This window comes from Streptomyces sp. ISL-98, assembly GCF_018614055.1.
GTDB classification, from domain to species: Bacteria; Actinomycetota; Actinomycetes; order Streptomycetales; family Streptomycetaceae; genus Streptomyces; species Streptomyces spiramyceticus.
In genome coordinates this window covers 74,769-99,783 of record NZ_JAGGPB010000028.1, presented here as the reverse complement: position 1 = coordinate 99,783, position 25,015 = coordinate 74,769, and the positions used below count along the sequence as shown (strand labels likewise).

Here is a 25,015-nt window from a genome sequence, read left to right as displayed (position 1 = left end):
CCCCCCCCCCCGCCCCGCCCCCTTCCCGAACCGGCCTCCAGGGGGCGCACGTGCGGTGGGAGGGGTTCCGGGGCGGCGTGTTGGCGGGCACTCTGGGGGGACGGGACGACACCCACCGGTAACCCCGAGGCGGTGACACGCGCATGCGGTACGACTCCGGACGCGTCTGTCTGGATCTGGTAGCGACAGGGGTGCACCCCGCCGAGCAGCTCGACGACGCCGATCGGCTCCGGGAGTGGCTGGTCGGCGCCGGGCTCGTGCCCTGCACCGTGGCGCTCGATGCTGTCGACGACGGGTGGGTGCGCCGGTTCGTCGAAGTGCGGGAGTACGTCGGCGAATTGGTGCGCGCAGAGCTCGGTGGGCGGCCCGCGCCCCGCGCCCTGGAGTACGTCAACGCCCTGGCCGCCACCGCTCCGCCCGGCGTCAGGGCCGTACGTACGGCGGACGGCGTCCTCGTCAGGGCGCTCAGCGACACCCCCCAATGCGCGGCGCTGCTCGCCGCCGTGGCCCGCGACGCGGTGGACCTGCTGACCGCCCCCGCCGCCCGCGCCGGCCTGCGCCAGTGCGAGGGTGACAACTGCCGTCGCCTGTACCTCGATACGTCCCGGGGGCGCCGCAGGCGCTGGTGCTCCAGCGAGGTGTGCGGCAACCGGGAAAGGGTCGCCCGCCACCGGCGCCGCGCAGTCGCGTCACGCGCCTGAACGAAAGCCTGAAAACTTTCTTCGGATTGCGTTGAGTCGATCCGGCCGTCCTTGCGTAGTGATGGAGGAGGGAGCCACACAGGGTCTCGACCAGGAGGTTCGGGTGCGCGAGGATGCGGCCGTGGCCGATGACCGTCAGCACAGGGCTCGACATCGTTTGGGGGGACCGCGCGCCGTAAAACAGGCTCCTGACGAAGAGTTGATGCGCGCGCTCTACCGCGAACATGCCGGCCCGCTGCTGGCCTACGTACTGCGCCTCGTCGCCGGCGACCGCCAACGCGCCGAGGACGTCGTACAGGAGACGCTCATCCGTGCCTGGAAGAACGCCGGTCAGCTCAATCGGGCCACCGGCTCTGTCCGCCCCTGGCTGGTGACGGTCGCCCGTCGCATCGTCATCGACAACCATCGCAGCCGGCAGTCCCGGCCGCAGGAGGTCGATCCGTCGCCGCTGGAGGTCATGCCCGCGGAGGACGAGATCGACAAGGCGTTGTGGCTGATGACGCTCTCTGACGCGCTCGACGATTTGACTCCCGCTCACCGGGAAGCACTTGTCGAGACGTACTTCAGAGGGCGTACGGTCAATGAGGCGGCCGAAGTGCTGGGCATACCCAGTGGGACGGTCAGGTCCCGGGTCTTCTACGCACTGCGCTCCATGAAACTCGCGCTCGAGGAACGAGGGGTGACGGCATGACGACGCAGGACCGGCACTCCGAGCATGATGCCGTCGGCGCATATGTGCTCGGCATTCTGGACGACGCGGACGCCACCGCCTTCGAAGCCCATCTGGCCGGCTGCGAGTACTGCGCCGCCCAGCTGGACGACTTCGCCGGCATGGAACCGATGATGGCCGCCCTCGCCGAGTACCCGGGCCCGCCCGCGCGGCTGACCGAGCCCACTCCCCAGCTGCTCGACCGCCTCACCGACGAGGTCGCCACCAAGCGCGCGCAGAGCAGACGGCGCGGGTTCTACCTGGTGGCGGCAGCCGCCGTACTGGTCGTCGGCGGCCCGACGATCGCGGTCGTGGCCACGTCGGACGACGGTGGCGGCAGCACCATCGCGGGACCCCACCCGACCAGCCCGGCCGAGGACGCCTTCTTCAACCACATGGAGGAGAAGATCGTCGCGACCGACGCCACCACGAAGGTCAGTGCGACCGTCGGCATGGAGAAGAAGGGCTGGGGCACCCACACCGTCCTGGAGCTCAAGAACGTCAAGGGCCCGCTGAAGTGCAGCCTCATCGCCGTCGCGAAGGACGGCAAGGAGGAGACCGTCACCACGTGGGCCGTCCCGAAGTGGGGATACGGCATCCCGGACAGCACGAACAAGACGGCGAAGGATCCGCTGTACGTGCACGGCGGCGCGGCCATGAACCGCGACGAGATCGACCACTTCGAGGTCCGGACGTTCGACGGAAAGCGCCTGGTCGAGGTCGAAGCCTGACAGATCCACTCAATTCCCTGTTCCGTACAGGTGCGGTCCGGGTCCCCCTTCGCGTACGGTTGACGGCTGCCCGCAGCACGTCAGAAGGGGGCCTCGGTGGCCGTGCAGGATGCCGCTGTCGATTCCGTGGATTCCGCTTCCGACTCCTCCGAGGAGTCGGCGCGGACCCGCGAAATCGGTGTCGAACAGGATCATCTGGATCAGGTGTACCGCCGTCTGGAGGAGAAGATCCACGAGGCGGAATTCCTCATGAACGACGCCGCCAAGCGCGGCCAGGTCGGCACGCCCGGCGCGCTCGCCGAGCGTGACGCGCAGGTCTTCCGCGCCGGAATTCACCTCAACCGGCTCAACAACGAATTCGAGGACTTCCTCTTCGGACGCATCGATCTGCTGCGCGGCAAGGACGGGCAGAAGGGCCCGGACGGCGCGTACACCTCGGTCGAACCCGCCGACGACGCGGTACGCCCCGAACTCACGGCCGAGATCGCCGAGACCCTGCACATCGGGCGTATCGGCGTACTCGACGCCGACTACTCCCCGCTGGTCATCGACTGGCGCGCGCCGGCCGCCGCGCCCTTCTACCGCTCCACGCCCAAGGAGCCCGGCCGGGTCGTACGCCGCCGGGTCATCCGCTCCAAGGGCCGCAAGGTGCTCGGCGTCGAGGACGACCTGATGCGCCCCGAGCTGACGGCGACCCTGAACAACGCCCCGCTGGCAGTCATCGGCGACGGCGCGCTGATGGCCGCCCTCGGGCAGGCCCGCAGCCACACCATGCGCGACATCGTGTCGTCCATCCAGGCCGAGCAGGACCTGGTCATCCGCGCCCCCGCCGCCTCCGTCACCGAGGTCTCCGGCGGCCCCGGCACGGGCAAGACCGCCGTGGCCCTGCACCGCGCCGCCTACCTGCTCTACCAGGACCGGCGGAAGTACGCGGGCGGCATCCTCATCGTGTCGCCGACGCCGCTGCTCGTGGCGTACACCGAGGGCGTGCTGCCCTCGCTGGGCGAGGAGGGCCAGGTCGCGATCCGCGCGGTCGGCTCGCTCGTCGACGGCGCGGAGGCATCGACGTACGACGAACCGAACATCGCCCGCATCAAGGGCTCCTCGCGCATGCTCAAGGTGCTGCGCAACGCGGCACGCGGCGCCCTCGACGCGCCGCCCGCCCCCGCCCCCGCCGATGAAGGACAGCTGGCCTTCGGCGAGGAGGAGCCGCAGGAGTCACAGGCAGCCGCGACCCCGGACAGGCTGCGCGTCGTCGCCTTCGGCGCCCGCGTGGAGCTGAACGCCGACGACCTGAGCCGCATCCGGCACAACGTCCTCAGCGGCACGGCCCCCGTCAACCTGCTGCGCCCCCGCGCACGCAAGCTGCTGCTCGACGCCCTGTGGTCCAAGTCGAGCGGCCGGGGCCGCGCTGCCGACTTTTCACGAGGGGACCCCGAACTGGTCGCCGAGCTGCGCTCCGGCTTCGACGACGACATCTCGACCGAGACGGAGTTCATCGACTTCCTCGACGCCTGGTGGCCCGAGCTCACGCCGCGCCGGGTGCTCGCCGCCATGGCCGACGAGAGGCGCCTGGGCCGCTGGGCCCGCCGCGTACTGAACCCGCGCGAGACCCGCCAGCTGGCCCGCTCCCTGCGCCGCCTCGACGCGGAGGGGCAGGGTCCGCTGTCCGTCCACGACGTGGCGCTGCTCGACGAGCTTCAGACGCTGCTCGGCACCCCGGCCCGCCCCAAGCGGAAGCGCGAGTACGACCCTCTCGACCAGCTCAGCGGCCTCGAAGAGCTGATGCCGCAGCGCGAGGAGACGCAGTGGGAGCGCGCCGAGCGGCTGGCCCAGGAGCGCACGGAGTACGCGCACGTCATCGTCGACGAGGCGCAGGACCTGACGCCCATGCAGTGGCGGATGGTCGGCCGCCGTGGCCGGCACGCCACCTGGACGATCGTCGGTGACGCGGCACAGTCCTCGTGGTCCGACCCGGCCGAGGCGGCCGCGTCCCGCGACGAGGCCCTCGGCGCCCGGCCGCGCCGCAAGTTCACGCTCACCGTGAATTACCGCAACCCGGCCGAGATCGCCGCCCTGGCGGCCAAGGTCCTGGAGCTGGCCATGCCGGGCATGGAGTCACCGGCCGCGGTCCGCTCCACGGGCGTCCAGCCGCGCTTCGCGGTCGTACGGGACAAGGACGTCGCCACGGCCGTGCGGGAGGAGGCACAGCGCCTTCTGGAGCGTGTGGACGGCACGGTCGGCGTAGTCGTCGCCATGAACCGGCGCGCGCAGGCCCGCAAGTGGCTCGCGCCGCTGGGCGAGCGCGTCGTGGCGCTCGGCAGCCTGGAGGCGAAGGGCCTGGAGTACGACGCGACCGTGGTCGTATCACCTGCGGAGATCGCGGAGGAATCCCCGGCGGGCCTGCGGGTGCTGTACGTGGCGCTGACGCGCGCGACGCAGCAGCTCACGGTCGTTTCGGGGGAGCGCGACAAGCCGGGTGCGGACGGGGTGCCGGCACTGCTGCGGGACTGAACCGGGGTCAACGTGCGCTTGGGGGAATCACTTGCCGGGGTGGTTTGTTAGCCTTGCTGTGGCACCGGCTCGATCCAAGCCCCCGGGCCCAACCTTCGTCGCTACGAGCGACCACTTGCCGCGAGGCGAGCATGGCGGGTCGGTGCCACCTGAGCACTTAGTACGTACACCACTTGGTACGTACATACAGAAGAGGTCCGCAGCACCCACGGGTGTCGCGGACCTCTTCTGTTTCACCTGCACTTCTCGTATGGTGGAAAACAGTTTCCGAAAACAAAATGACCGCATTACCTGCTACCCGCAGGTAGGTGGGACCATCGGAAGGCGTCGCCGGGCAACAGCCACGGTCGCGCAGCAATGAAGCTAGGGAAAGCAGAGGAAGTCGGCCATGGCAACGGCGCCCAGCGTCTCGTACTCGATGACGGTCCGGCTGGAGGTCCCCGCGAGCGGGACCGCGGTCAGCCAGCTCACCACGGCCGTAGAGTCCCACGGCGGGTCGGTGACCGGCCTCGACGTGACCGCATCCGGCCACGAGAAGCTGCGGATCGACGTCACGATCGCGGCGACCTCGACCGCGCACGCCGACGAGATCGTCGAGAACCTGCGCGACATCGAGGGTGTGGTGCTGGGCAAGGTCTCCGACCGTACGTTCCTGATGCACCTCGGCGGCAAGATCGAGATGGCGTCCAAGCACCCCATCCGCAACCGTGACGACCTCTCGATGATCTACACGCCGGGTGTCGCCCGCGTCTGCATGGCGATCGCCGAGAACCCCGAGGACGCCCGCCGCCTGACCATCAAGCGCAACTCCGTCGCAGTTGTGACGGACGGCTCCGCAGTGCTCGGTCTCGGCAACATCGGCCCGATGGCCGCACTGCCGGTCATGGAGGGCAAAGCGGCCCTCTTCAAGCGCTTCGCCGGCATCGACGCGTGGCCCATCTGCCTGGACACCCAGGACTCCGATGCGATCGTCGAGATCGTCAAGGCCATCGCCCCCGGCTTCGCGGGCATCAACCTCGAAGACATCTCCGCGCCCCGCTGCTTCGAGATCGAGGCCCGCCTGCGCGAGGCCCTCGACATCCCCGTCTTCCACGACGACCAGCACGGCACGGCCATTGTGGTGCTCGCCTCGCTGACCAACGCGCTGCGCGTGGTCGGCAAGGCGATCGGTGACGTACGGGTCGTCATGTCCGGCGCGGGCGCGGCCGGTACGGCCATCCTCAAGCTCCTGATCGCCGCGGGCGTCAAGCACGCGGTCGTCGCCGACATCCACGGCGTGGTGCACGCGGGCCGCAAGGACCTCGTCGACGCCGCCCCCGAGTCGCCGCTGCGCTGGATCGCCGACAACACCAACCCGGAGGGCGTCACCGGCACCCTCAAGGAGGCCGTCGTCGACGCCGACGTCTTCATCGGCGTCTCGGCCCCGAACGTCCTGAACGGGGACGACGTGGCGGCCATGGCGGACAACGCGATCGTGTTCGCGCTCGCGAACCCGGACCCCGAGGTCGACCCGGCAATCGCCCGCGAAACCGCGGCAGTTGTGGCCACCGGGCGCTCCGACTTCCCGAACCAGATCAACAACGTGCTGGTCTTCCCCGGCGTCTTCCGAGGCCTGCTGGACGCCCACTCCCGCACGGTCAACACGGAGATGATGCTGGCGGCGGCCACCGCCCTCGCCGACGTCGTCACCGAGGACGAGCTGAACGCCAACTACATCATCCCGTCCGTCTTCAACGACAAGGTGGCGGGCGCCGTCGCCGGAGCCGTCCGTACGGCCGCAACGGCAGACGCAAAGGCCGACTCGGCTCTGTGACGGGCCCCACGTCCGCCTGACATCCGGCGCGTCGCGGGATGCAGGGCCCTAAACGCCCCTTTAGGGTGGCGGACCATGAGCCTTGCGGCCCTCCGGAGGGTGCCGGATTGGCTTTCCCGCCGCAGGTGGGGGCAGGATGCGTATTCGGGCGCGAGGGTCTTACGACAGACCCGGGTCCGGGGACTGTCCGAGGGCCCTGGCAGCATCGGCTTCGATCTCACGCCTTACAGGCAAGAAGAACACGGGAGTAACAACATGAACCGCAGTGAGCTGGTGGCCGCCCTGGCCGACCGTGCCGACGTGACCCGCAAGGACGCCGACGCCGTTCTGGCCGCTCTCGCCGAGACCGTCGGCGAGATCGTCGCCAAGGGCGACGAGAAGGTAACCATCCCCGGCTTCCTGACCTTCGAGCGCACCCACCGTGCCGCTCGCACCGCTCGTAACCCGCAGACCGGCGACCCGATCCAGATCCCGGCCGGCTACAGCGTGAAGGTCTCCGCGGGCTCCAAGCTCAAGGAAGCCGCCAAGGGCAAGTAACACCCAAGGCAGACCCGAAGGGGGCGTTCACCCGGAATACGCCGGGCGGCCGCCCTCTTCGCGTTTCTGAGGCCGTATCAGGGCCTGGGCCGGGTCAGGGGTCCACGGAGGCGGTACGGGCCCGTACGGGCCTGCTCACGAGCCGCCTGAACGACTGTCAGCTGCGATTGTGTGTCGGGAGGTTTGAGCGTCGGCAAAGTGGTGAGGAGCCGTACGCAGACTCAGACCACCAGGAGTTCACCGTGCGCGATGCCAGTCAGACCCGCCCCAGCCTCTCCCTCCTGCTCGTGGGCGCGGCCCTGCTGATCGCGACGCTCGCCGCCGCCGGCATTCACTGAGTACGGCGAAGGGGCGGCCACCCGATGACCGGGTGGCCGCCCCTTCGCCGTACGCGTGGGAAAACTCCGCGTGGGAAAACTCTCAGACGAGCGCTCCGCCCGGCAGTTCCACCTTCGCGCCGAGCTCCATCAGCTTCTCCATGAAGTTCTCGTAGCCGCGGTTGATCAGGTCGATGCCGTGCACCCGCGACGTGCCCTGCGCCGCCAGCGCCGCGATCAGGTACGAGAAGCCGCCGCGCAGGTCGGGAATGACCAGATCCGCGCCCTGGAGCTTCGTCGGACCGCTGACGACCGCCGAGTGCAGGAAGTTGCGCTGGCCGAAGCGGCAGTCGGAGCCGCCCAGGCACTCGCGGTACAGCTGGATGTGCGCGCCCATCTGGTTCAGCGCGGACGTGAAGCCGAGGCGCGACTCGTACACCGTCTCGTGGACGATGGACAGGCCCGACGCCTGCGTCAGGGCCACGACCAGCGGCTGCTGCCAGTCGGTCTGGAAGCCGGGGTGCACGTCCGTCTCCAGGGCGATCGCGTTGAGCGGGCCGCCCGGGTGCCAGAAGCGGATGCCCTCGTCGTCGATCTCGAACGCGCCGCCGACCCGGCGGAACGTGTTGAGGAACGTCATCATCGAGCGCTGCTGGGCGCCGCGCACGTAGATGTTGCCCTCGGTGGCGAGCGCCGCGGACGCCCAGGAGGCCGCCTCCAGGCGGTCCGGGAGCGCGCGGTGGTTGTAGCCGCCGAGCGAGTCGACACCGGTGATCCGGATCGTACGGTCGGTGTCCATGGAGATGATCGCGCCCATCTTCTGCAGTACGCAGATGAGGTCCTCGATCTCCGGCTCCACGGCGGCGTTCGACAGCTCGGTGACGCCCTCGGCCAGAACGGCCGTCAGCAGCACCTGCTCCGTCGAGCCGACCGACGGGTACGGCAGGCGGATCTTGCAGCCGCGCAGCCGCTGCGGGGCCTCCAGGTACTGGCCGTCCGCCCGCTTCTCGATCGTCGCGCCGAACTGGCGCAGCACCTCGAAGTGGAAGTCGATCGGCCGGCCGCCGATGTCACAGCCGCCCAGGCCCGGGATGAACGCATGGCCCAGCCGGTGCAGCAGCGGGCCGCAGAACAGGATCGGGATGCGCGAGGAGCCCGCGTGGGCGTCGATGTCGGCGACGTTGGCGGACTCGACGTGGGACGGGTCGAGGATCAGCTCGCCCGGTTCCTCACCGGGGCGGACCGTCACGCCGTGCAGCTGGAGGAGTCCGCGTACGACGCGCACGTCACGGATGTCGGGCACGTTGCGCAGTCGGCTCGGACCGCTGCCGAGGAGCGCGGCGACCATCGCCTTCGGCACCAGGTTCTTCGCGCCGCGGACGCGGATCTCGCCCTCGAGCGGGGTGCCGCCGTGGACAAGCAGTACATCGTCAGTGCCGGTCATGGATCTCGCGTTCCGGAGTGGTCGGACAGGTGGCCAGTGAAAAGAGTAAGGGGCGACTACCCCTGTGCCATAAGGCCGAGGGGGGTGCGCGTATGTCATGAATCAGACACAACACTCTCCGCACAGCGGCCTCTGCGGAGGGTGACGTTCCGGGGGTGCGCGCTCCCGCTGCTGCAGTGCGCCCTGAGCTGCGCACGCTTACGCATCGCCGTCCGCTCCCCCCGGAGGGGGAATGTGCGGGATCATGTGTCGCATGACGGAGGTGTCCTCGCTCACAGGGCGGCTGCTGGTGGCCTCACCGGCCCTCGCGGACCCCAACTTCGACCGCGCGGTGGTGCTCCTCATCGACCACGACGAGGAGGGCTCCCTCGGCGTGGTCCTCAACCGCCCGACCCCGGTCGGCGTCCGCGACATCCTGCTGCCCTGGGCGGCGCTCGCGGGCGACCCGGACGTCGTCTTCCAGGGCGGCCCGGTCTCGCTCGACTCGGCGCTGGGGGTGGCCGTGATCCCCGGCGACGAAGGGCCGCTGGGCTGGCGCAGGGTCTACGGCGCGATCGGCCTGGTCGACCTTGAGGCCCCGCCGGAGCTGCTCGCGGCGGCCCTCGGCTCGCTGCGGATCTTCGCCGGGTATTCGGGATGGGGGCCCGGCCAGCTGGAGAACGAACTGCGCGAGGGTGCCTGGTACGTCGTCGAGTCGGAGCCCGGGGATGTGTCGTCACCGGAGCCGGAGAGCCTGTGGCGGGCCGTACTGCGCAGGCAGCGCAGCAAGCTGGCGATGATCGCGACGTACCCGGACGACCCGAGCCTGAACTGAACGCGCCGGGGGTGAGTACGCTTGGATGCCATGAGCACTCTTGAGCCCGAGCCCGAGCGCGGGGCAGGTACGGGGACCCTCGTCGAACCGACGCCGCTGACCTCGCACGGCGACGGAGACCACGAGCGGTACGCCCATTACGTCCAGAAGGACAAGATCATGGCGAGCGCGCTCGACGGTACGCCCGTCGTGGCGCTCTGCGGCAAGGTCTGGATCCCGGGACGCGACCCGAAGAAGTACCCGGTCTGCCCGATGTGCAAGGAAATCTTCGAGTCCCTGGGCGCCGGTGGCGACAAGGACAAGGGCGGCAAGGACAAGGGCAAGAAGTAGCCCTGTAAGCAGTCCCTGCTCCACCCGTGACGGCCCCCGGGGCGCGCTGAGTGCGCGCCCCGGGGGCCGTCCGCGTTGCACGGGGTGCTCCCGCCGGTCACAGAGTGGTTGAGACCTCTTGTCGGGGTGGGGGACCGCCCCTAATCTCCTGCGTGTTGTGCAGTACGAAACGCTCGTTGCGTATGTTGCAACGCCGACCCGCAGGGGATTTCGGATGAAGCTTTCTGCCCGCATTGCCGCCCCGGTCACCGCACTTGTCCTGGCGGGCCTCACCGCCACCGCCTGCGCCCCGCAGACCTCCGACAACAGCGCCGAGCGGGACGAGAAGAGCGGCACGCTGCGTGTCTGGCTCTTCCAGGAGGTCGCCAACACGCCCAAGGAGGAGGTCGTCGACCGCGCCGTCGACGCCTTCCGCGCCCGGCACAAGGACGCCGAGGTCGAGATCGAGTACATACCGGTCGAGACCCGCGCCCAGAAGATCAAGGCCGCCTTCAACGACCCGAAGAGCGCCCCCGACCTGATCGAGTACGGCAACACCGACACGGCCGGCTACGTCAAGGACGGCGGACTCGCCGATGTCACCGAGGAGTTCGCGGCCTGGAGCGAGGCCAGGGACACCGACCCGACGGCCCGGCAGTCGGTGACCGTCGGCGGCAAGGTCTACGGCGCCCCGCTCTTCGTCGGCGTACGGGCGTTGTACTACCGCACCGACGTCTTCAAGGACCTCGGCATCAAGCCGCCCAGGTCCCAGGCCGAACTGATCGCCGCCGCAAAGAAGATCCGCAAGGCGAAGCCGGAGCTGTACGGGCTCGCGGTCGGCGGCGCGTACACGTACGGCGCGATGCCCTTCATCTGGGCCAACGGCGGGGAACTCGCCGAGGAGAGCGGCGGAACGTACACGTCCGCCATCGACAGCCCCGCCGCCCAGAAGGGCATCAAGGCGTACACCTCGCTCTTCGGCGGCGACAACTGCCCGGCCGCCAAGTGCGCCGAGATGGGTGGCAACGACACCGTCACTGCCTTCGCCTCGGGCAGGGCGGGCATGGCGATCGGCGGCGACTTCAGCCATGCCGCGGTCGAGGCGGGCAAGGTGAAGGGGAAGTACGCGGTGGTGCCGCTGCCCGGCGTCAAGTCCGGCGAGATCGCGCCGGCCTTCGCGGGCGGCAACAACCTCGGCGTACTCAAGAGCAGTTCGCACCGCACGCTCGCCGTCGACCTGATGAAGCAGCTGGCCGGGAAGAAGACGCAGGGCGAGCTCTTCGACGCGATGGGCTTCCTGCCGACGTACACCGATGTGCGCGAGGACGCCGCGGAGAAGGAGCCGTTCGTCGAGCCCTTCATCGCGACGCTCGCGGCGGGCGCCAAGGCGGCTCCGGCCTCGCCGGGCTGGGCGCAGATCGACTCCTCGCTCGTCCTGCCGACGATGTTCCAGGAGGTCGTCAGCGGCCGTAAGGACGTGGCGGCGGCCTCCGGCGACGCGGCGAAGAAGATGAACGACGCGTTCGGCGCGGCAGGTTGAGCGCGACCGTGCGGCGAGGCCCCGGCGGGACGCCCTGGCTCTACCTCGCGCCCGCCCTGGTCGTACTCGGCGGCCTGCTCGTCTACCCGATCTACCAACTCGGCCTGATCTCCTTCCTGGAGTACACGCAGGCGCAGGTCAGCGGCGGCGAGCCGACCACCTTCCAGGGCTTCGGCAACTACACGACGCTCTTCGGCGACCCCCAGTTCTGGCAGGTGCTGCTCGCCACCGTCGTCTTCGCCGCCGCTTGTGTGATCGCCACGCTGTCGGTCGGCTGCACGCTGGCCGTGCTGCTGACACGCGTACGCGCGCTGCCGCGCCTCGCGCTGATGATGGCCGCGCTCGGCGCGTGGGCGACCCCGGCGATCACCGGGTCCACCGTCTGGGTGTTCCTCTTCGACCCGGACTTCGGCCCCGTCAACAAGGTGCTGGGGCTCGGCGACCATTCGTGGACGTACGGGCGCTACAGCGCCTTCGCGCTCGTACTCCTCGAAGTGGTGTGGTGCTCCTTCCCGTTCGTAATGGTGACCGTGTACGCGGGCATCAGGGCCATCCCGGCGGAGGTGCTGGAGGCGGCGTCCCTGGACGGGGCATCGCAGTGGCGTATCTGGCGGTCGGTCATGGCGCCGGTGCTGCGGCCGATCCTGGTGGTCGTCACGATCCAGTCGATCATCTGGGACTTCAAAATCTTCACCCAGATCTACGTGATGACCAACGGCGGCGGAATCGCCGGCCAGAACCTCGTCCTCAATGTCTACGCGTACCAGAAGGCCTTCGCGTCTTCCCAGTACAGCCTGGGCTCGGCGATCGGCGTCGTCATGCTGGTGATTCTGCTGGCCGTCACGCTCGTATACCTGCGGCTGTTGCGACGCCAGGGAGAAGAACTATGAGTGCTGTACGCCGACCCTGGCGGCTCGCGGCGGAGGCGTCCGCGCTGCTCGTCGCGCTGGTCGTGGCCTTCCCGCTGTACTGGATGGTGCTTTCCGCCTTCAAGCCGGCGGGTGAGATCCAGTCGACGGAAGCCAGCCCCTGGACGCTTTCGCCTTCGCTCGACTCCTTCCGGCGCGTCTTCGAACAGCAGGAATTCGGCCGGTATTTCCTCAACAGCCTGCTGGTGGCATCGGTCGTGGTCGTCGCGTCCGCACTGATCGCCTTTCTCGCGGCGACGGCGGTCACCCGCTTCCGGTTCAGATTCCGCACCACGCTGCTGATCATGTTTCTCGTCGCGCAGATGGTGCCGATCGAAGCACTGACGATCCCGCTGTTCTTCCTGATGCGCGACTTCGGACAGCTCAATACGCTCGGCTCGCTGATCCTTCCGCACATCGCCTTCTCGCTGCCCTTCGCGGTGTGGATGCTGCGCGGCTTCGTGAAGGCCGTCCCCGAGGCGCTCGAGGAGGCGGCGTACATCGACGGCGCGAGCCGCTCCCGCTTTCTGTGGCAGATCCTCTTTCCGCTGGTCTTTCCCGGCCTGGTCGCCACGAGCGTCTTCTCCTTCATCTCGACGTGGAACGACTTCCTCTTCGCCAAGTCGTTCATCATCAGCGACACCTCGCAGTCGACACTTCCGATGGCACTGCTGGTCTTCTTCAAGCCGGAGGAGAACGACTGGGGCGGGATCATGGCAGCCTCGACGGTGATGACCGTCCCGGTGCTGGTCTTCTTCGTACTCGTACAGCGACGCCTGGTCTCCGGACTCGGCGGAGCGGTAAAGGACTGACGTGATGGACCTCATTCCCGCGCCCCTCGGCTACCAGGGCTTCGGCAGTACGGACGGCTTCCTCCTCGACCGGAACACCGTGGTGGACGCGCAGCCCGGTACGGAGGGCGTCGCGCGCTGGCTGAGCAGCACGGTCGGCGCAGCGACAGGGCTGCCGCTGGCACCGGGCACGGCCGGGGCGGCGATCCGCCTGCGGATCGCCGCCGGGAGCGCGCGTCCGGAGAGCTACGCACTGCACGTGAACGCCGACGGCGTCACCCTCACCGGCGGCGACGCGGCCGGAGTCTTCTACGGCGCCCAGACCCTGCGCCAACTCCTCGGCCCCGACGCCTTCCGTCGCGCACCGGTGAACCCCGGCCGCGTGTGGAAGCTGCCGAGCTGCGCCGTCGAGGACAGTCCCCGCTTCGGCTGGCGCGGCCTGATGCTCGACGTCTCACGGCACTTCATGCACAAGGACGGCGTCCTGCGCTACCTGGACCTCCTCGCCGCCCACAAGCTCAACGTCTTCCACTTCCACCTCACCGACGACCAGGGCTGGCGCATCGAGATCAAGCGCCACCCCAAGCTGACGGAGACCGGCGCGTGGCGTGCGCGCACCAAATGGGGCCATCGGGCATCGGAGTTGTGGACGCAGACACCGCACGGCGGTTACTACACGCAGGACGACATCCGCGAGATCGTCGCGTACGCCGCCGAGCGGCATATCACCGTCGTCCCCGAGGTCGATATCCCGGGCCACTCGCAGGCCGCCATCGCCGCATACCCGGAACTCGGCAACACGGACATCGTCGACACCTCCCAACTCGCCGTCTGGGACACCTGGGGCATTAATCAGAACGTACTCGCCCCCACTGACAACACCCTCCGCTTCTTCGAGGGCGTCTTCGAGGAAGTCCTCGCCCTCTTCCCCTCCACCTTCATCCACATCGGCGGCGACGAGGCGCTGAAGGACCAGTGGAAGAAGTCCCCGGCCGCCCAGGCCCGTATGCGTGAACTGGGCCTGACCGGCGAGGACCGGCTCCAGTCCTGGTTCATCCGGCACTTCGACACCTGGCTCACCGACCGCGGCCGCCGCCTCATCGGCTGGGACGAGATCCTCGAAGGCGGCCTGGCGCCCGGCGCCGCCGTCTCCTCCTGGCGCGGATACGCGGGCGGGATCACCGCAGCCCGGGCAGGCCACGACGTCGTCATGTGCCCCGAGCAGCAGGTGTACTTGGACCACCGCCAGGACGGCGGCGCGGACGAGCCGATGCCCATCGGGTACGTACGCACGCTGGAGGACGTCTACCGCTTCGAGCCCGTACCGCCGCAGCTCGCGCCCGAAGAGGCGCGTCACGTGCTCGGCACCCAGGCCAACGTCTGGACCGAAGTGATGGAGAACCGGAGCCGCGTCGACTACCAGACGTTCCCGCGCCTGGCCGCCTTCGCCGAGGTCGCCTGGTCGGACCTGCCGCCGTCCGCCGAGCGCGATTTCGCCGGTTTCGAGGCGCGAATGACAGGGCACTACGCCCGACTTGACGCACTGGGTGTCGAGTACCGGCCGCCGGGCGGCCCGTTGCCGTGGCAGAAGCGTCCGGCCCCCAATGGGTTGACAGCGAGCCTCGGACGCCCGATCGAGGGGTCGCCCCCAAACGTGTGAGCCGGGCGGGAAGGTATGGGCCGTACCACGCCGGGGCTGGGACCGTGGAGGTCCTGGCCCCGGCGTAAGTCGCACAAGGCCGCTGAACAGTGGCAATTCGCACTCAACGCCAATGAAGTGCGAAACCGGACCTATGCCCTGGTCGGGGACGAGAGTCCCCTAGTGGACCCTCGCGTCGGTCAGTTCTCAAGATGTGCCAGAGTTGCCACGTCCGGGCTGTGAGCACGTACCGTACGGCGCAACAGGCGGGACAGCCGGGACACCGGGAAGGGGCAGCTGGCTTGACCACGCACGCACCGCAGGCGGCGCAGTCCGTGACGCTGCCGGCCTCGCTCGACGAGGCCGTGGCGGCGCTCACCGCCATGCCTGCCGCCGTGCCCGTCGCGGGCGGTACGGACCTGATGGCCGCCGTGAACTCCGGGCAGCTGCGGCCATCGGCCCTGGTCGGACTCGGCCGCATCAGCGAGATCCGCGGCTGGCAGTACCAGGACGGACACGCGCTGCTCGGCGCCGGCCTCACGCACGCCCGGATGGGAAGGCCCGACTTCGCGGCCCTCATCCCGGCACTGGCGGCGGCCGCGCGCGCCGCGGGCCCGCCCCAGATCCGTAACGCGGGAACGCTGGGCGGCAACATCGTCACCGCCGCCCCGACCGGCGACTCCCTGCCCGTCCTTGCCGCCCTGGAAGCGACGCTCGTGATCGCCGGACCCGGTGGCGCACGCCGCGAGATGCCCGTCTCCCACCTGCTGGCCGGCCGCGAGATGCTGGGCCCGGGCGAGCTGATCGGCTTCGTGCGCGTACCGCTGCTACACGCCCCCCAGGTCTTCTTCAAGGCCACCGGCCGCACCGGCCCCGGCCGCGCGTCCGCGTCCGTTGCCCTGGTCCTCGACCCCGCGCACCGCGAGGTGCGCTGCGCGGTGGGCGCCATCGCGCAGGTGCCGCTGCGGCCACTGGAGGCGGAGCGCTGGATCGCCTCGCTGATCGAGTGGGACGCGGACCGCAAGCTGGCGCCCGAGGCGTGCACGGCCTTCGGCGAGTACGTCGCGGCCGGCTGCATCCCGGACCCGCCACCGGCGGCGGACGGGTCGGAGCCGCCCCCGCTGCCACCCGCCGTACTGCATCTGCGGCGCACCGTCGCCGCGCTGGCCCGACGAGCGCTGGGGAGGGCACTGGCGTGAGCGAGAACGAGAACCCCCGGACGCCGGGACCCGCGAACCCCGGCGGCTGGCAGCCGATCCCGCAGGGCGGCGAGTACGACGCGGAGGCCACGGCCTTCGTGCAGCTGCCCGAGGGCATGACGGGCATGGGGGCCGCGACCGGCACGGGCGACCCGCTGGCCGCCCCCGGCCACGACTACGTACCGCCGCAGATCACGGTGGCCCCGGGCGCTGCCACCGACCCGGGCGCGACCGGGACGTGGATGGCGCCGCCGGTGCACGGCGAGATGCGCTGGCCGGAAGCGGAGGGATCGCAGCCCCCTGCCCAGGCTCCCGCGCACGACCCGGGCGCGACGGGCCAGTGGTCCTTCGAGGCGGCGGAGGAACCCACGCCCGCCCGCGCCCCCGTACCGGCGCAGGCACAGGCACCCGCGGCCGAGCTCACGGGCCAGTGGACCATCCCGGTGGCAGACGGGGATCTCCCGGACGAATCGGGCGAGTTTACGACCTCCGCACTCGCCGCCGCCCAATGGGGCGCCGCGCCGCCGGCGACCCTGCCGGGCGGAGCGACCGCGCCATGGGCGAGCACGGCGAACACGGCGGACGCCGGGGCGACGCTGCCGGGCGGGGCAACCGCGCCCTGGGCGACGGCCTCGAACGACGCCGAACCGGAGCCGGAGCCCGAGCCGGAGTCCGAACCCGAGGCGGCACCGGAAGCCACAACGGAACCGGGACAGGAACCGGAGCAGGGACAGGGGCAGGAACGGGAACAGGACCCCGAGCCGGACCCCGTCTCCGACTCGGCCGCCGCGCACAGCGAACACCCCCACGCCTCCTACGTCCTGCGCGTGAACGGTGCCGACCGCCCCGTCACCGACGCCTGGATCGGCGAGTCCCTCCTCTACGTCCTGCGCGAGCGCCTCGGCCTCGCCGGTGCCAAGGACGGCTGCTCCCAGGGCGAATGCGGCGCCTGCGCCGTCCAGGTCGACGGCCGCCTGGTCGCCTCCTGCCTGGTGCCCGCGGCCACAACCGCCGGCAGTGAGGTCCGTACGGTCGAGGGCCTGGCCACCGACGGCGAACCGTCCGACGTCCAGCGAGCCCTCGCCAACTGCGGCGCCGTCCAGTGCGGTTTCTGCGTACCCGGCATGGCGATGACCGTCCACGACCTGCTCGAAGGCAACCATGCCCCGAGCGACCTGGAGGCCCGCCAGGCCCTCTGCGGCAACCTCTGCCGCTGCTCCGGCTACCGAGGTGTCCTGGAAGCCGTACGCGAGGTCGTGGCCGAGCGCGAGGCGTCCGCCGCCCCCGCCGCTGCTGCCCCCGAAGAGGTGGCCCGCATCCCGCACCAGGCGCCCCCAGGGGCCGGCAGTGTCCAGCAGCCCCACCCGCACGACGGAGGCATGGCGTGAGCCACGACGCGGCCACCGCGACCACCGCGACCAGCGCACCGGCAGTCGACGGGTCCCCGCCCGAGCAGCCCACCCACGGCCTCGGCGCGTCCCTCCCGCCGGCCGATGCGCGTGCGAAGACCGAGGGCACGTTCCCGTACGCGGCCGACCTGTGGGCCGAGGGCCTGCTGTGGGCGGCCGTGCTGCGCTCCCCGCACGCCCACGCCCGTATCGTCTCGGTCGACACCTCCGGCGCGTCCGAAATGCCGGGTGTACGGGCCGTGGTGACCCACGACGACGTGCCGGGCGACCCCGCACACGGCCGAAGCGTCGCCGACCGCCCCGTCTTCGCCTCCGACCTGGTCCGCCACCACGGCGAGGCGATCGCGGCAGTGGCCGCCGACCACCCCGACACAGCCCGTCTGGCGGCCGCGGCGATCGTGGTCGAATACGAACTTCTGGACCCGGTCACCGACCCGGAGCAGGCCTTCGCGGCCGAGCCGCTCCACCCCGACGGCAACCTGATCCGCCACATCCCGCTCAGCTTCGGCGACCCGTCGGTCACGGGCGAAGTGATCGTCGAGGGCCTGTACCGCATCGGCCGCCAGGACCCCGCCCCCATCGGCGCGGAGGCGGGTCTCGCCGTCCCCCGCCCGGACGGCGGCGTGGAGCTCTACACGGCGTCCACCGACCCGCACACCGACCGCGACCGGGCGGCGTCCTGCTTCGGCCTGGAGCAGGAGCGCGTCAAGGTAGTGGTGACGGGCGTCCCGGGCGCGACGGGCGACCGCGAGGACGGCAGCTTCCAGATCCCGCTGGGCCTGCTGGCGCTCAAGACCGGCTGCCCGGTCAAGCTGGCGGCCACCCGCGAGGAGTCGTTCCTCGGCCACGCCCACCGCCACCCGACCCTGCTCCGCTACCGCCACCACGCGGACGCGGAAGGCCACCTGGTCAAGGTCGAGGCCCAGATCCTGCTGGACGCCGGCGCGTACGCCGACGCGTCCTCCGAATCGCTTGCCGCCGCGGTGGCTTTCGCCTGCGGCCCGTACGTCGTCCCGCACGCCTTCATCGAGGGCTGGGCCGTCCGTACGAACAACCCCCCGTCCGGTCACGTCCGCGGCGAGGGCGCTCTCCAGGTCTGCGCTGCGTACGAGGGCCAGATGGACAAGCTGGCGGCAAAGCTGGGCCTCGACCCGGCGGAACTGCGCCTGCGCAACGTCATGGCCACGGGCGACCTGCTGCCCACCGGCCAGACCGTGACGTGCCCGGCGCCCGTCGCGGAACTCCTGCGCTCCGTACGGGACTTCCGCCTCCCCACCCTCCCCAAGGACACCCCCCAGGACGACTGGCTGCTGCCGGGCGGCCCCGAGGGCGCGGGCGAACCGAGTGCGGTGCGTCGGGGCGTCGGCTACGCGCTGGGCATGGTGCACATGCTCGGAGCGGAGGGCGCGGACGAGGTCTCCACCGCCACGGTGAAGGTCCACGACGGCGTGGCCACGGTGATCTGCGCCGCGGTGGAAACCGGCCAGGGCTTCTCCACCCTGGCCCGCCAGATCGTCCAGGAAACCCTGGGCATCGAAGAGGTCCACGTCGCGTCGGTCGACACGGACCAGCCCCCGGCGGGCGCGGCCACGCACGGTCGGCACACGTGGGTGTCGGGCGGAGCGGTGGAGCGGGCGGCCAAGATGGTCCGCACGCAGCTCCTCCAGCCGCTGGCGCACAAGTTCGGCATGTCCACCGAGCTGCTGCAGATCGCGGACGGCAAGATCACGTCGTACGACGGTGTCCTGTCCACCACGGTCACCGAGGCCATGGACGGCAAGGAACTCTGGGCCACGGCCCAGTGCCGCCCGCACCCCACGGAGGCCCTCGACGAAACGGGCCAGGGCGACGCCTTCGTGGGCCTGGCGTTCTGCGCGATCCGCGCGATCGTCGACGTGGACATCGAGCTCGGCTCGGTACGGGTGGTGGAAATGGCGGTGGCCCAGGACGTGGGCCGCATCCTGAATCCGGCGCAGCTCGCGACCCGCATCGAGGCGGGCGTGACGCAGGGCGTGGGCGCGGCCCTGACCGAGAACCTCCGCACCCCCCGAGGCCTCGTCCGCCACCCGGACCTCACTCATTACGCACTCCCGACCTCCCTCGACGCACCGGACATCCAGATCGTGAAGCTGGTCGAGGAGCGCGACGTGGTCGCCCCCTTCGGCGCGAAGCCGGCCAGTGCGGTCCCGGCGGTCACGTCCCCGGCGGCGGTCGCATCGGCGGTACGCGCGGCGACGGGCCGCCCGGTCAACCGCCTGCCGATCAGGCCGCAGGCAGCGGTCGCCGTTCCCAACCCGTAGGGACGGGGGCGAACGGGGGTGTCGGTGCTCCGGTGGCTGCTGTTCTGCGCCGCGGAGACCACCACGCCGTCGCCTCCGCCGCACGGGCCCCCGACGGCCCGGTATGCGCCGACGTGAAAGTGGCATACGTCTGGGCAGAGCATCAGGAGTAGTCCCGCGCGGTCCCCTTGTCCCGGCGCGCTGGTCCAGCCACGATGCGACCGCAGCGGCGACTCTCGAACTCGGATGCGTGAGGGGTCTCATGAGCGATACGACCACACGAGGCGTGAGCCGGCGCGGGTTCGGGCTGCTCGCCGGTGCCGGTGCCGCCGCGGCGCTCACCCGGGGGGACGCGCAAGCCACCGTCGCGCTCACCCGGGCGGACGCGCAGGCCGCCCCCACCCCGGCCCCCGCCCGACGCCGCGCCTACCTCGGCACCTACACCACCCAGCCGGGCGGCGGCACCGGCATCGGGCTCGCCGCGTACCGGCCGCGCAGCGGGGAGCTCGCCTCCACCGGGGTCCTCCCCGGCGTCTCCAACCCCTCCTTCCTCGCCCTCTCGCCCGACCGCAGGACCCTGTACGCCGTCGACGAGCGCGCCCGGGGAGCCGTGACCGCCGTGCGCGTCGGGCAGGCCGGACCGCCCGAGGTGCTGGGCGAGAGCCGCGGTACCGGCGGCGCCGACCCCTGCCACCTCTCCGTACACCCCGGCGGGCGCTTCCTCCTCACCGCGAACTACACCGGCGGCAGCGTCTGCGTGCACCCCATCGGGCGCGGCGGCGTGCTCGGGGAGGCCAGTGACGTCGTACAGCACACCGGTTCCGGGCCGGATCCCGCGCGGCAGGAAGGGCCGCACGCGCACATGGTGGTCAGCGACCCGGGCGGGCGGTACGTCCTCGCCGTCGACCTCGGCACCGACTCCGTCCACACCTACCGCCTCGACCCGCGCACCGGGCGGCTCCACGAGCGGGCCCGCGCCGCGATGAAGCCCGGGGCGGGCCCGCGGCACCTCGCCTTCCACCCGTCCGGCAGCTACGCGTACGTCGTGAACGAACTGGACAGCACCATCGCCGTCTGCGCCTACGACCGGCGCGCCGGGACCCTCACTCCCGGCGCACCGCTGCCCACCCTGCCACCCGGCACCGAGCCCACCGAACGCAACTACCCTGCCGCAGTGGTGATTTCACCGGGCGGACGCTTCCTGTACGTGTCCAACCGCGGCCACAACAGCATCGCGACGTTCGTCGTCGAGTGCGGTGGGGCGGCGGTGCGGCTGGTGTCCGTCACGCCGTCCGGCGGCTCGTATCCCCGGCACATCGTGCTGGATCCGTCCGGCACGCTGCTGTTCGCCGCCAACCAGAAGTCGGGGACGGTCACCGTCTTCCGGCCGGACCGGGCCACGGGACGGCCGGATCCGGTGGGGGCGGCGTTCGCCGCGCCGATTCCGGTGTGCGTGCTGCCGGTGTAGCGACGCGGTTTCGTGGAGGCCGTGATCGGAATCGAACCGACGTAACTTGCTTTGCAGGCAAGCCCCTGAGCCACTCGGGCACACGGCCGTGTGCTGGAACTCCTCGAACGTAAGCGGCCGAGCGCGCCGCCTCAAGGGATCCGTGCGGGGTGCAATGCGACTGCCATGCCGCGTTCACACACCGCCGCCGGTCGTACGACCAAAGGCCGACGCCCGGCCCTCCTTGCGACAGGGCTCATTCGCCGGTACGCCCCTTACTCTGGGCGAATGACCGCCCTGGAGCCGCGCGACGCCGAGGTCGCGCCCGAAGCTGCTGAGATACCCGGCGTCCCCGCGGAGAACAGCGGCGTCCTGGGCAAGACGCACCGAGCCCTCAGCATCGGCATCATCGCCGTCGTCCTGCTCATCGCCTTCGAGGCGACAGCCGTCGGCACGGCCATGCCGGTCGCCGCCCGCGAGCTGCACGGGATCTCCCTCTACGCCTTCGCCTTCTCCTCCTACTTCACCACCAGCCTCTTCGCGATGGTCCTGTCCGGGCAGTGGGCCGACCGGCGCGGCCCCCTCGGCCCCCTCGCCACCGGCATCAGCGCCTTCGGGGCCGGGCTGCTGCTCTCCGGAACCGCCGACGCGATGTGGCTGTTCATCCTCGGCCGCGCCGTCCAGGGACTCGGCGGCGGGCTGGTGATCGTCGCCCTGTACGTCGTCGTCAGCCGCGCTTATCCGCAGCGCCTGCAGCCCGCGATACTGGCCGCCTTCGCCGCGAGCTGGGTCGTCCCTTCCGTCGTCGGGCCGCTCGTGTCCGGGACGGTCACCGAGCAGCTGGGCTGGCGCTGGGTGTTCGTCGGCATCCCCGCCCTGGTCGTCTTCCCGCTCGCCATCGCGCTGCCCGCGATACGCCGCATGGCAGCCGGACCCGCAGACCCCGACGCGCCCGTCCCCGCCTTCGACCGCCGCCGCATCCGGCTCGCGCTCGGCATCTCGCTGGGCGCCGGGCTGCTCCAGTACGCCGGCCAGGACCTCCGGTGGCTGTCGCTGCTCCCGGCGGCGGTGGGCGGGGCGCTGCTCGTGCCCGCCGTCCTGGGGCTGCTGCCGCGCGGCACCTACCGGGCGGCGCGCGGGCTGCCTTCGGTGGTGCTGCTGCGGGGGATCGCGGCCGGGGCTTTCATCGCGGCGGAGTCCTTCGTACCGCTGATGCTGGTCACCCAGCGCGGGCTGTCCCCGACGCTGGCCGGGCTCTCGCTCGCGGTGGGCGGTGCGACGTGGGCGTCCGGTTCGTACGTACAGTCGCGGCCGCGCATGGAGCCGTACCGGGAGCGGATGGTGTCCGGCGGCATGGTGCTGGTCGCCGCGGCCATTGCGACCGCGCCGAGCGTACTGATCCCCGCCGTCCCGGTGTGGGTGGTGGCGGTCGCCTGGGGAGTCGGCTGCTTCGGCATGGGCACGGTCATCGCTTCGACCAGCGTGCTCCTGCTCAAGCTCTCGGCCCCGGAAGAGGCGGGCGCCAACTCCGCCGCCCTCCAGATCTCCGACGGCCTGTCCAACGTCATGCTCCTCGCCATCGGCGGCGCGGTCTTCGCAGCCCTGGGCGGCGGAGCGGTGGGCGCGGCCCATGCGACGACCTCGGCCTCCGGCTCGCACCCGGCGGCCTTCGCGGCGGTGTTCCTGCCGATGGCCGGGGTGGCACTGGCGGGGGCGTGGGTGGCGACTCGGCTGCGCGTGCGGGACGCGTAAAGACGGGACGCGTAAAGAGTCGTAAAGAGTGTCGCGGTGTGAGGTGGGTCCCAAACGGCGGACCGCCCGGGGCCGTTCAGGCGGAACGCAACCGGGCCACCGGTAGGGTGGCCCGGTTGTCGTACGTACCCCTTGTGCCGCCCCCGAGAGCCCCTGAACCGGAGACCGTGACTACTACCGCCTCCCACCACCTCTCACCCGCCTTCCCCGGCCGCGCCCCCTGGGGCACGGCCAACAAGCTGCGTGCCTGGCAGCAGGGGGCGCTGGAGAAGTACATCCAGGATCAGCCCCGCGACTTCCTCGCCGTCGCGACGCCCGGCGCCGGCAAGACGACCTTCGCGCTGACGCTCGCTTCGTGGCTGCTGCACCACCATGTCGTGCAGCAGATCACCGTCGTCGCGCCGACCGAGCACCTCAAGAAGCAGTGGGCGGAGGCGGCGGCCCGTATAGGCATCAAGCTCGATCCGGACTACAGCGCCGGGCCGCTGAGCAAGGAGTACCACGGGGTCGCGGTCACCTATGCCGGTGTCGGCGTACGGCCGATGCTCCACCGCAACCGGTGCGAGCAGCGCAAGACGCTCGTGATCCTGGACGAGATCCACCACGCCGGTGACTCCAAGTCCTGGGGCGAGGCCTGTCAGGAGGCGTTCGATCCGGCGACCCGGCGGCTCGCCCTGACCGGTACGCCCTTCCGCTCCGACACGAACCCGATCCCCTTCGTCGCGTACGAGGAAGGGAACGACGGCATCCGGCGGTCCTCCGCCGACTACACCTACGGGTACGGGAACGCCCTCGCCGACGGTGTCGTGCGGCCCGTCATCTTCCTCTCCTACAGCGGCAACATGCGCTGGCGCACCAAGGCCGGTGACGAGATCGCCGCCCGGCTCGGCGAGCCGATGACCAGGGACGCCATCGGGCAGGCGTGGCGCACCGCGCTCGCGCCGACCGGTGAGTGGATCCCCAATGTGCTCGCTGCCGCCGACACCCGGCTGACCGAAGTGCGCAAGGGCATCCCCGACGCCGGCGGGCTCGTCATCGCGTCCGACCAGGACACCGCACGCGAGTACGCCAAGATCCTCAAGAAGATCACCGGGGACCGGCCGACCGTCGTCCTGTCCGACGAAAAAGCCGCCTCGAAGAAAATCGACCAGTTCAGCGCGGACGGCTCCCGGTGGATGGTCGCGGTCCGTATGGTGTCGGAAGGCGTCGACGTACCCCGGCTGGCTGTCGGGGTGTACGCGACGACCATCTCCACGCCCCTCTTCTTCGCGCAGGCCGTCGGGCGATTCGTGCGATCACGGAGGCGGGGCGAGACCGCCTCGGTGTTCGTTCCTACGATTCCTATGCTTCTCGAATTCGCCAATGAGATGGAGGTCGAGCGGGACCACGTCCTCGACAAGCCCAAGAAGGGCAGCGACGACGAGAACCCGTTCGCCGAGGAGGACAAGCTCCTCGCCGACGCCGAGAAGCTGGAGGACGAGGAGACCGAGGAGCAGCTGCCCTTCGAAGCACTGGAGTCCGACGCCGTCTTCGACCGGGTCCTCTACGACGGCGCCGAGTTCGGCATGCAGGCCCACCCGGGCAGCGAGGAAGAGCAGGACTATCTGGGGATCCCCGGGCTGCTCGAACCCGACCAGGTCCAGCTCCTCCTCCAGAAGCGGCAGACCCGGCAGATCGCGCACAGCCGCCAGAAGCCCGCTGCCGAGGCCGACCTCCTGGAGAAGCCGGCCGAGGCGCGTCCCGTCGTCACCCACAAGCAGCTGCTGGAGCTGCGCAAGTCCCTCAACACGATGGTCGGCGCGTACGTCCACCAGACCGGCATGCCGCACGGCGTCATCCACACCGAGCTGCGGCGCGTGTGCGGCGGACCGCCGAGCGCGGAGGCCACCGCGGGCCAGTTGCAGGAGCGGATCAAGAAGGTCCAGGAGTGGGCCACCCGCATGAGGTGATGCCCCCAAGGCACCCCCGGGCCCCCTTTGTGCGTACGCATGAAGCGGGGCCCGACGCACGTCCGGCCGGGAACGGTCCCGAATGGGCATCAATTGACCTTCCGCGACCGGATTCTGGACGAGGGCTTCCGCTGAGCGGAGTCGATCGCTACCTTTCCGGCAACGCACACGCCCCGTGGCAGCGCCGCCGCGGAGCGCAGCCGGTGCCATGGC

At 70.7% G+C, this 25,015-nt stretch carries 19 protein-coding genes and 1 tRNA gene; 18 read left to right on the top strand and 2 right to left on the bottom strand.

Annotated features, from left to right (window positions below; translation table 11 throughout):
* Window positions 1-143 precede the first annotated feature (143 nt).
* The 6 genes from J7I98_RS20290 (at window position 144) to J7I98_RS20265 (ending at window position 7,005) form a co-directional block, all read left to right on the top strand.
* Window positions 144-701: an ABATE domain-containing protein gene (locus tag J7I98_RS20290; protein WP_214922219.1), complete on the top strand. Its 558-nt coding sequence runs from the start codon at window positions 144-146 to the stop codon at window positions 699-701.
* Between the two features lie 61 nt (window positions 702-762).
* Window positions 763-1,392, top strand: coding sequence for a sigma-70 family RNA polymerase sigma factor (locus J7I98_RS20285; protein ID WP_214922218.1), 630 nt, complete (start codon window positions 763-765; stop codon window positions 1,390-1,392).
* The gene (locus J7I98_RS20280) at window positions 1,389-2,141 is read left to right on the top strand and encodes an anti-sigma factor (RefSeq protein ID WP_214922216.1); all 753 of its coding nucleotides are present in this window, start codon (window positions 1,389-1,391) and stop codon (window positions 2,139-2,141) included. The genes J7I98_RS20285 and J7I98_RS20280 overlap by 4 nt, the downstream gene beginning before the upstream one ends.
* 96 nt (window positions 2,142-2,237) lie before the next feature.
* Complete coding sequence (locus J7I98_RS20275; RefSeq protein WP_374225159.1) at window positions 2,238-4,655, top strand: UvrD-helicase domain-containing protein; 2,418 nt, start codon at window positions 2,238-2,240, stop codon at window positions 4,653-4,655.
* Between the two features lie 388 nt (window positions 4,656-5,043).
* Window positions 5,044-6,468 carry an NAD-dependent malic enzyme gene (locus J7I98_RS20270; protein WP_214922214.1) on the top strand — a complete coding sequence of 475 codons (1,425 nt, stop codon included), beginning with the start codon at window positions 5,044-5,046 and terminating at the stop codon, window positions 6,466-6,468.
* Window positions 6,469-6,723: 255 nt separating this feature from the next.
* Window positions 6,724-7,005: an HU family DNA-binding protein gene (locus tag J7I98_RS20265; protein ID WP_028815325.1), complete on the top strand. Its 282-nt coding sequence runs from the start codon at window positions 6,724-6,726 to the stop codon at window positions 7,003-7,005.
* Window positions 7,006-7,425: 420 nt separating this feature from the next.
* Here the strand turns inward: J7I98_RS20265 and murA are convergent, their stop codons facing one another.
* A complete protein-coding gene (gene murA, locus J7I98_RS20260; RefSeq protein ID WP_214922212.1) occupies window positions 7,426-8,766 on the bottom strand; it encodes a UDP-N-acetylglucosamine 1-carboxyvinyltransferase in 1,341 nt (446 codons plus the stop codon).
* Window positions 8,767-9,019: 253 nt separating this feature from the next.
* Here murA and J7I98_RS20255 point away from each other — a divergent pair, with 253 nt between their 5' ends.
* The 10 genes from J7I98_RS20255 to J7I98_RS20210 all read left to right on the top strand — a co-directional run bounded on the left by J7I98_RS20255 (window position 9,020) and on the right by J7I98_RS20210 (window position 21,122).
* The gene (locus J7I98_RS20255; protein ID WP_214922209.1) at window positions 9,020-9,580 is read left to right on the top strand and encodes a YqgE/AlgH family protein; all 561 of its coding nucleotides are present in this window, start codon (window positions 9,020-9,022) and stop codon (window positions 9,578-9,580) included.
* 30 nt (window positions 9,581-9,610) lie between these two features.
* Window positions 9,611-9,910 (top strand): DUF3039 domain-containing protein, encoded by a 300-nt coding sequence (locus tag J7I98_RS20250; protein WP_214922207.1) that lies wholly within the window; start codon window positions 9,611-9,613, stop codon window positions 9,908-9,910.
* A gap of 214 nt (window positions 9,911-10,124) precedes the next feature.
* Window positions 10,125-11,429 carry an extracellular solute-binding protein gene (locus J7I98_RS20245; RefSeq protein ID WP_214922204.1) on the top strand — a complete coding sequence of 435 codons (1,305 nt, stop codon included), beginning with the start codon at window positions 10,125-10,127 and terminating at the stop codon, window positions 11,427-11,429.
* On the top strand, window positions 11,426-12,319 hold the full coding sequence (locus tag J7I98_RS20240; protein ID WP_374225158.1) for a carbohydrate ABC transporter permease: 894 nt from the start codon (window positions 11,426-11,428) through the stop codon (window positions 12,317-12,319). The genes J7I98_RS20245 and J7I98_RS20240 overlap by 4 nt, the downstream gene beginning before the upstream one ends.
* Entirely contained in the window at window positions 12,316-13,149 is an 834-nt protein-coding gene (locus tag J7I98_RS20235) for a carbohydrate ABC transporter permease (protein ID WP_214922202.1), read from the top strand. The genes J7I98_RS20240 and J7I98_RS20235 overlap by 4 nt, the downstream gene beginning before the upstream one ends.
* Before the next feature lie 4 nt (window positions 13,150-13,153).
* Complete coding sequence (locus J7I98_RS20230) at window positions 13,154-14,788, top strand: beta-N-acetylhexosaminidase (protein WP_214922200.1); 1,635 nt, start codon at window positions 13,154-13,156, stop codon at window positions 14,786-14,788.
* A 281-nt stretch (window positions 14,789-15,069) separates the two neighbouring features.
* Entirely contained in the window at window positions 15,070-15,966 is an 897-nt protein-coding gene (locus J7I98_RS20225) for a xanthine dehydrogenase family protein subunit M (RefSeq protein WP_214922198.1), read from the top strand.
* Window positions 15,963-17,354 carry a 2Fe-2S iron-sulfur cluster-binding protein gene (locus tag J7I98_RS20220; RefSeq protein WP_308377870.1) on the top strand — a complete coding sequence of 464 codons (1,392 nt, stop codon included), beginning with the start codon at window positions 15,963-15,965 and terminating at the stop codon, window positions 17,352-17,354. The genes J7I98_RS20225 and J7I98_RS20220 overlap by 4 nt, the downstream gene beginning before the upstream one ends.
* On the top strand, window positions 17,351-19,675 hold the full coding sequence (locus tag J7I98_RS20215; RefSeq protein WP_214922196.1) for a xanthine dehydrogenase family protein molybdopterin-binding subunit: 2,325 nt from the start codon (window positions 17,351-17,353) through the stop codon (window positions 19,673-19,675). Before J7I98_RS20220 ends, J7I98_RS20215 begins: the two co-directional genes overlap by 4 nt.
* A gap of 241 nt (window positions 19,676-19,916) precedes the next feature.
* The gene (locus J7I98_RS20210) at window positions 19,917-21,122 is read left to right on the top strand and encodes a lactonase family protein (RefSeq protein ID WP_214922194.1); all 1,206 of its coding nucleotides are present in this window, start codon (window positions 19,917-19,919) and stop codon (window positions 21,120-21,122) included.
* Window positions 21,123-21,135: 13 nt separating this feature from the next.
* Here J7I98_RS20210 and J7I98_RS20205 read toward each other — a convergent pair.
* Window positions 21,136-21,210 (bottom strand) — tRNA-Cys (locus J7I98_RS20205).
* A 179-nt stretch (window positions 21,211-21,389) separates the two neighbouring features.
* Between J7I98_RS20205 and J7I98_RS20200 the strand changes: the two genes are divergently transcribed.
* Both J7I98_RS20200 and J7I98_RS20195 read left to right on the top strand, forming a co-directional pair.
* Entirely contained in the window at window positions 21,390-22,853 is a 1,464-nt protein-coding gene (locus tag J7I98_RS20200; RefSeq protein WP_214922192.1) for an MFS transporter, read from the top strand.
* Between the two features lie 167 nt (window positions 22,854-23,020).
* A complete protein-coding gene (locus J7I98_RS20195; RefSeq protein ID WP_214922190.1) occupies window positions 23,021-24,802 on the top strand; it encodes a DEAD/DEAH box helicase in 1,782 nt (593 codons plus the stop codon).
* Window positions 24,803-25,015 lie beyond the last annotated feature (213 nt).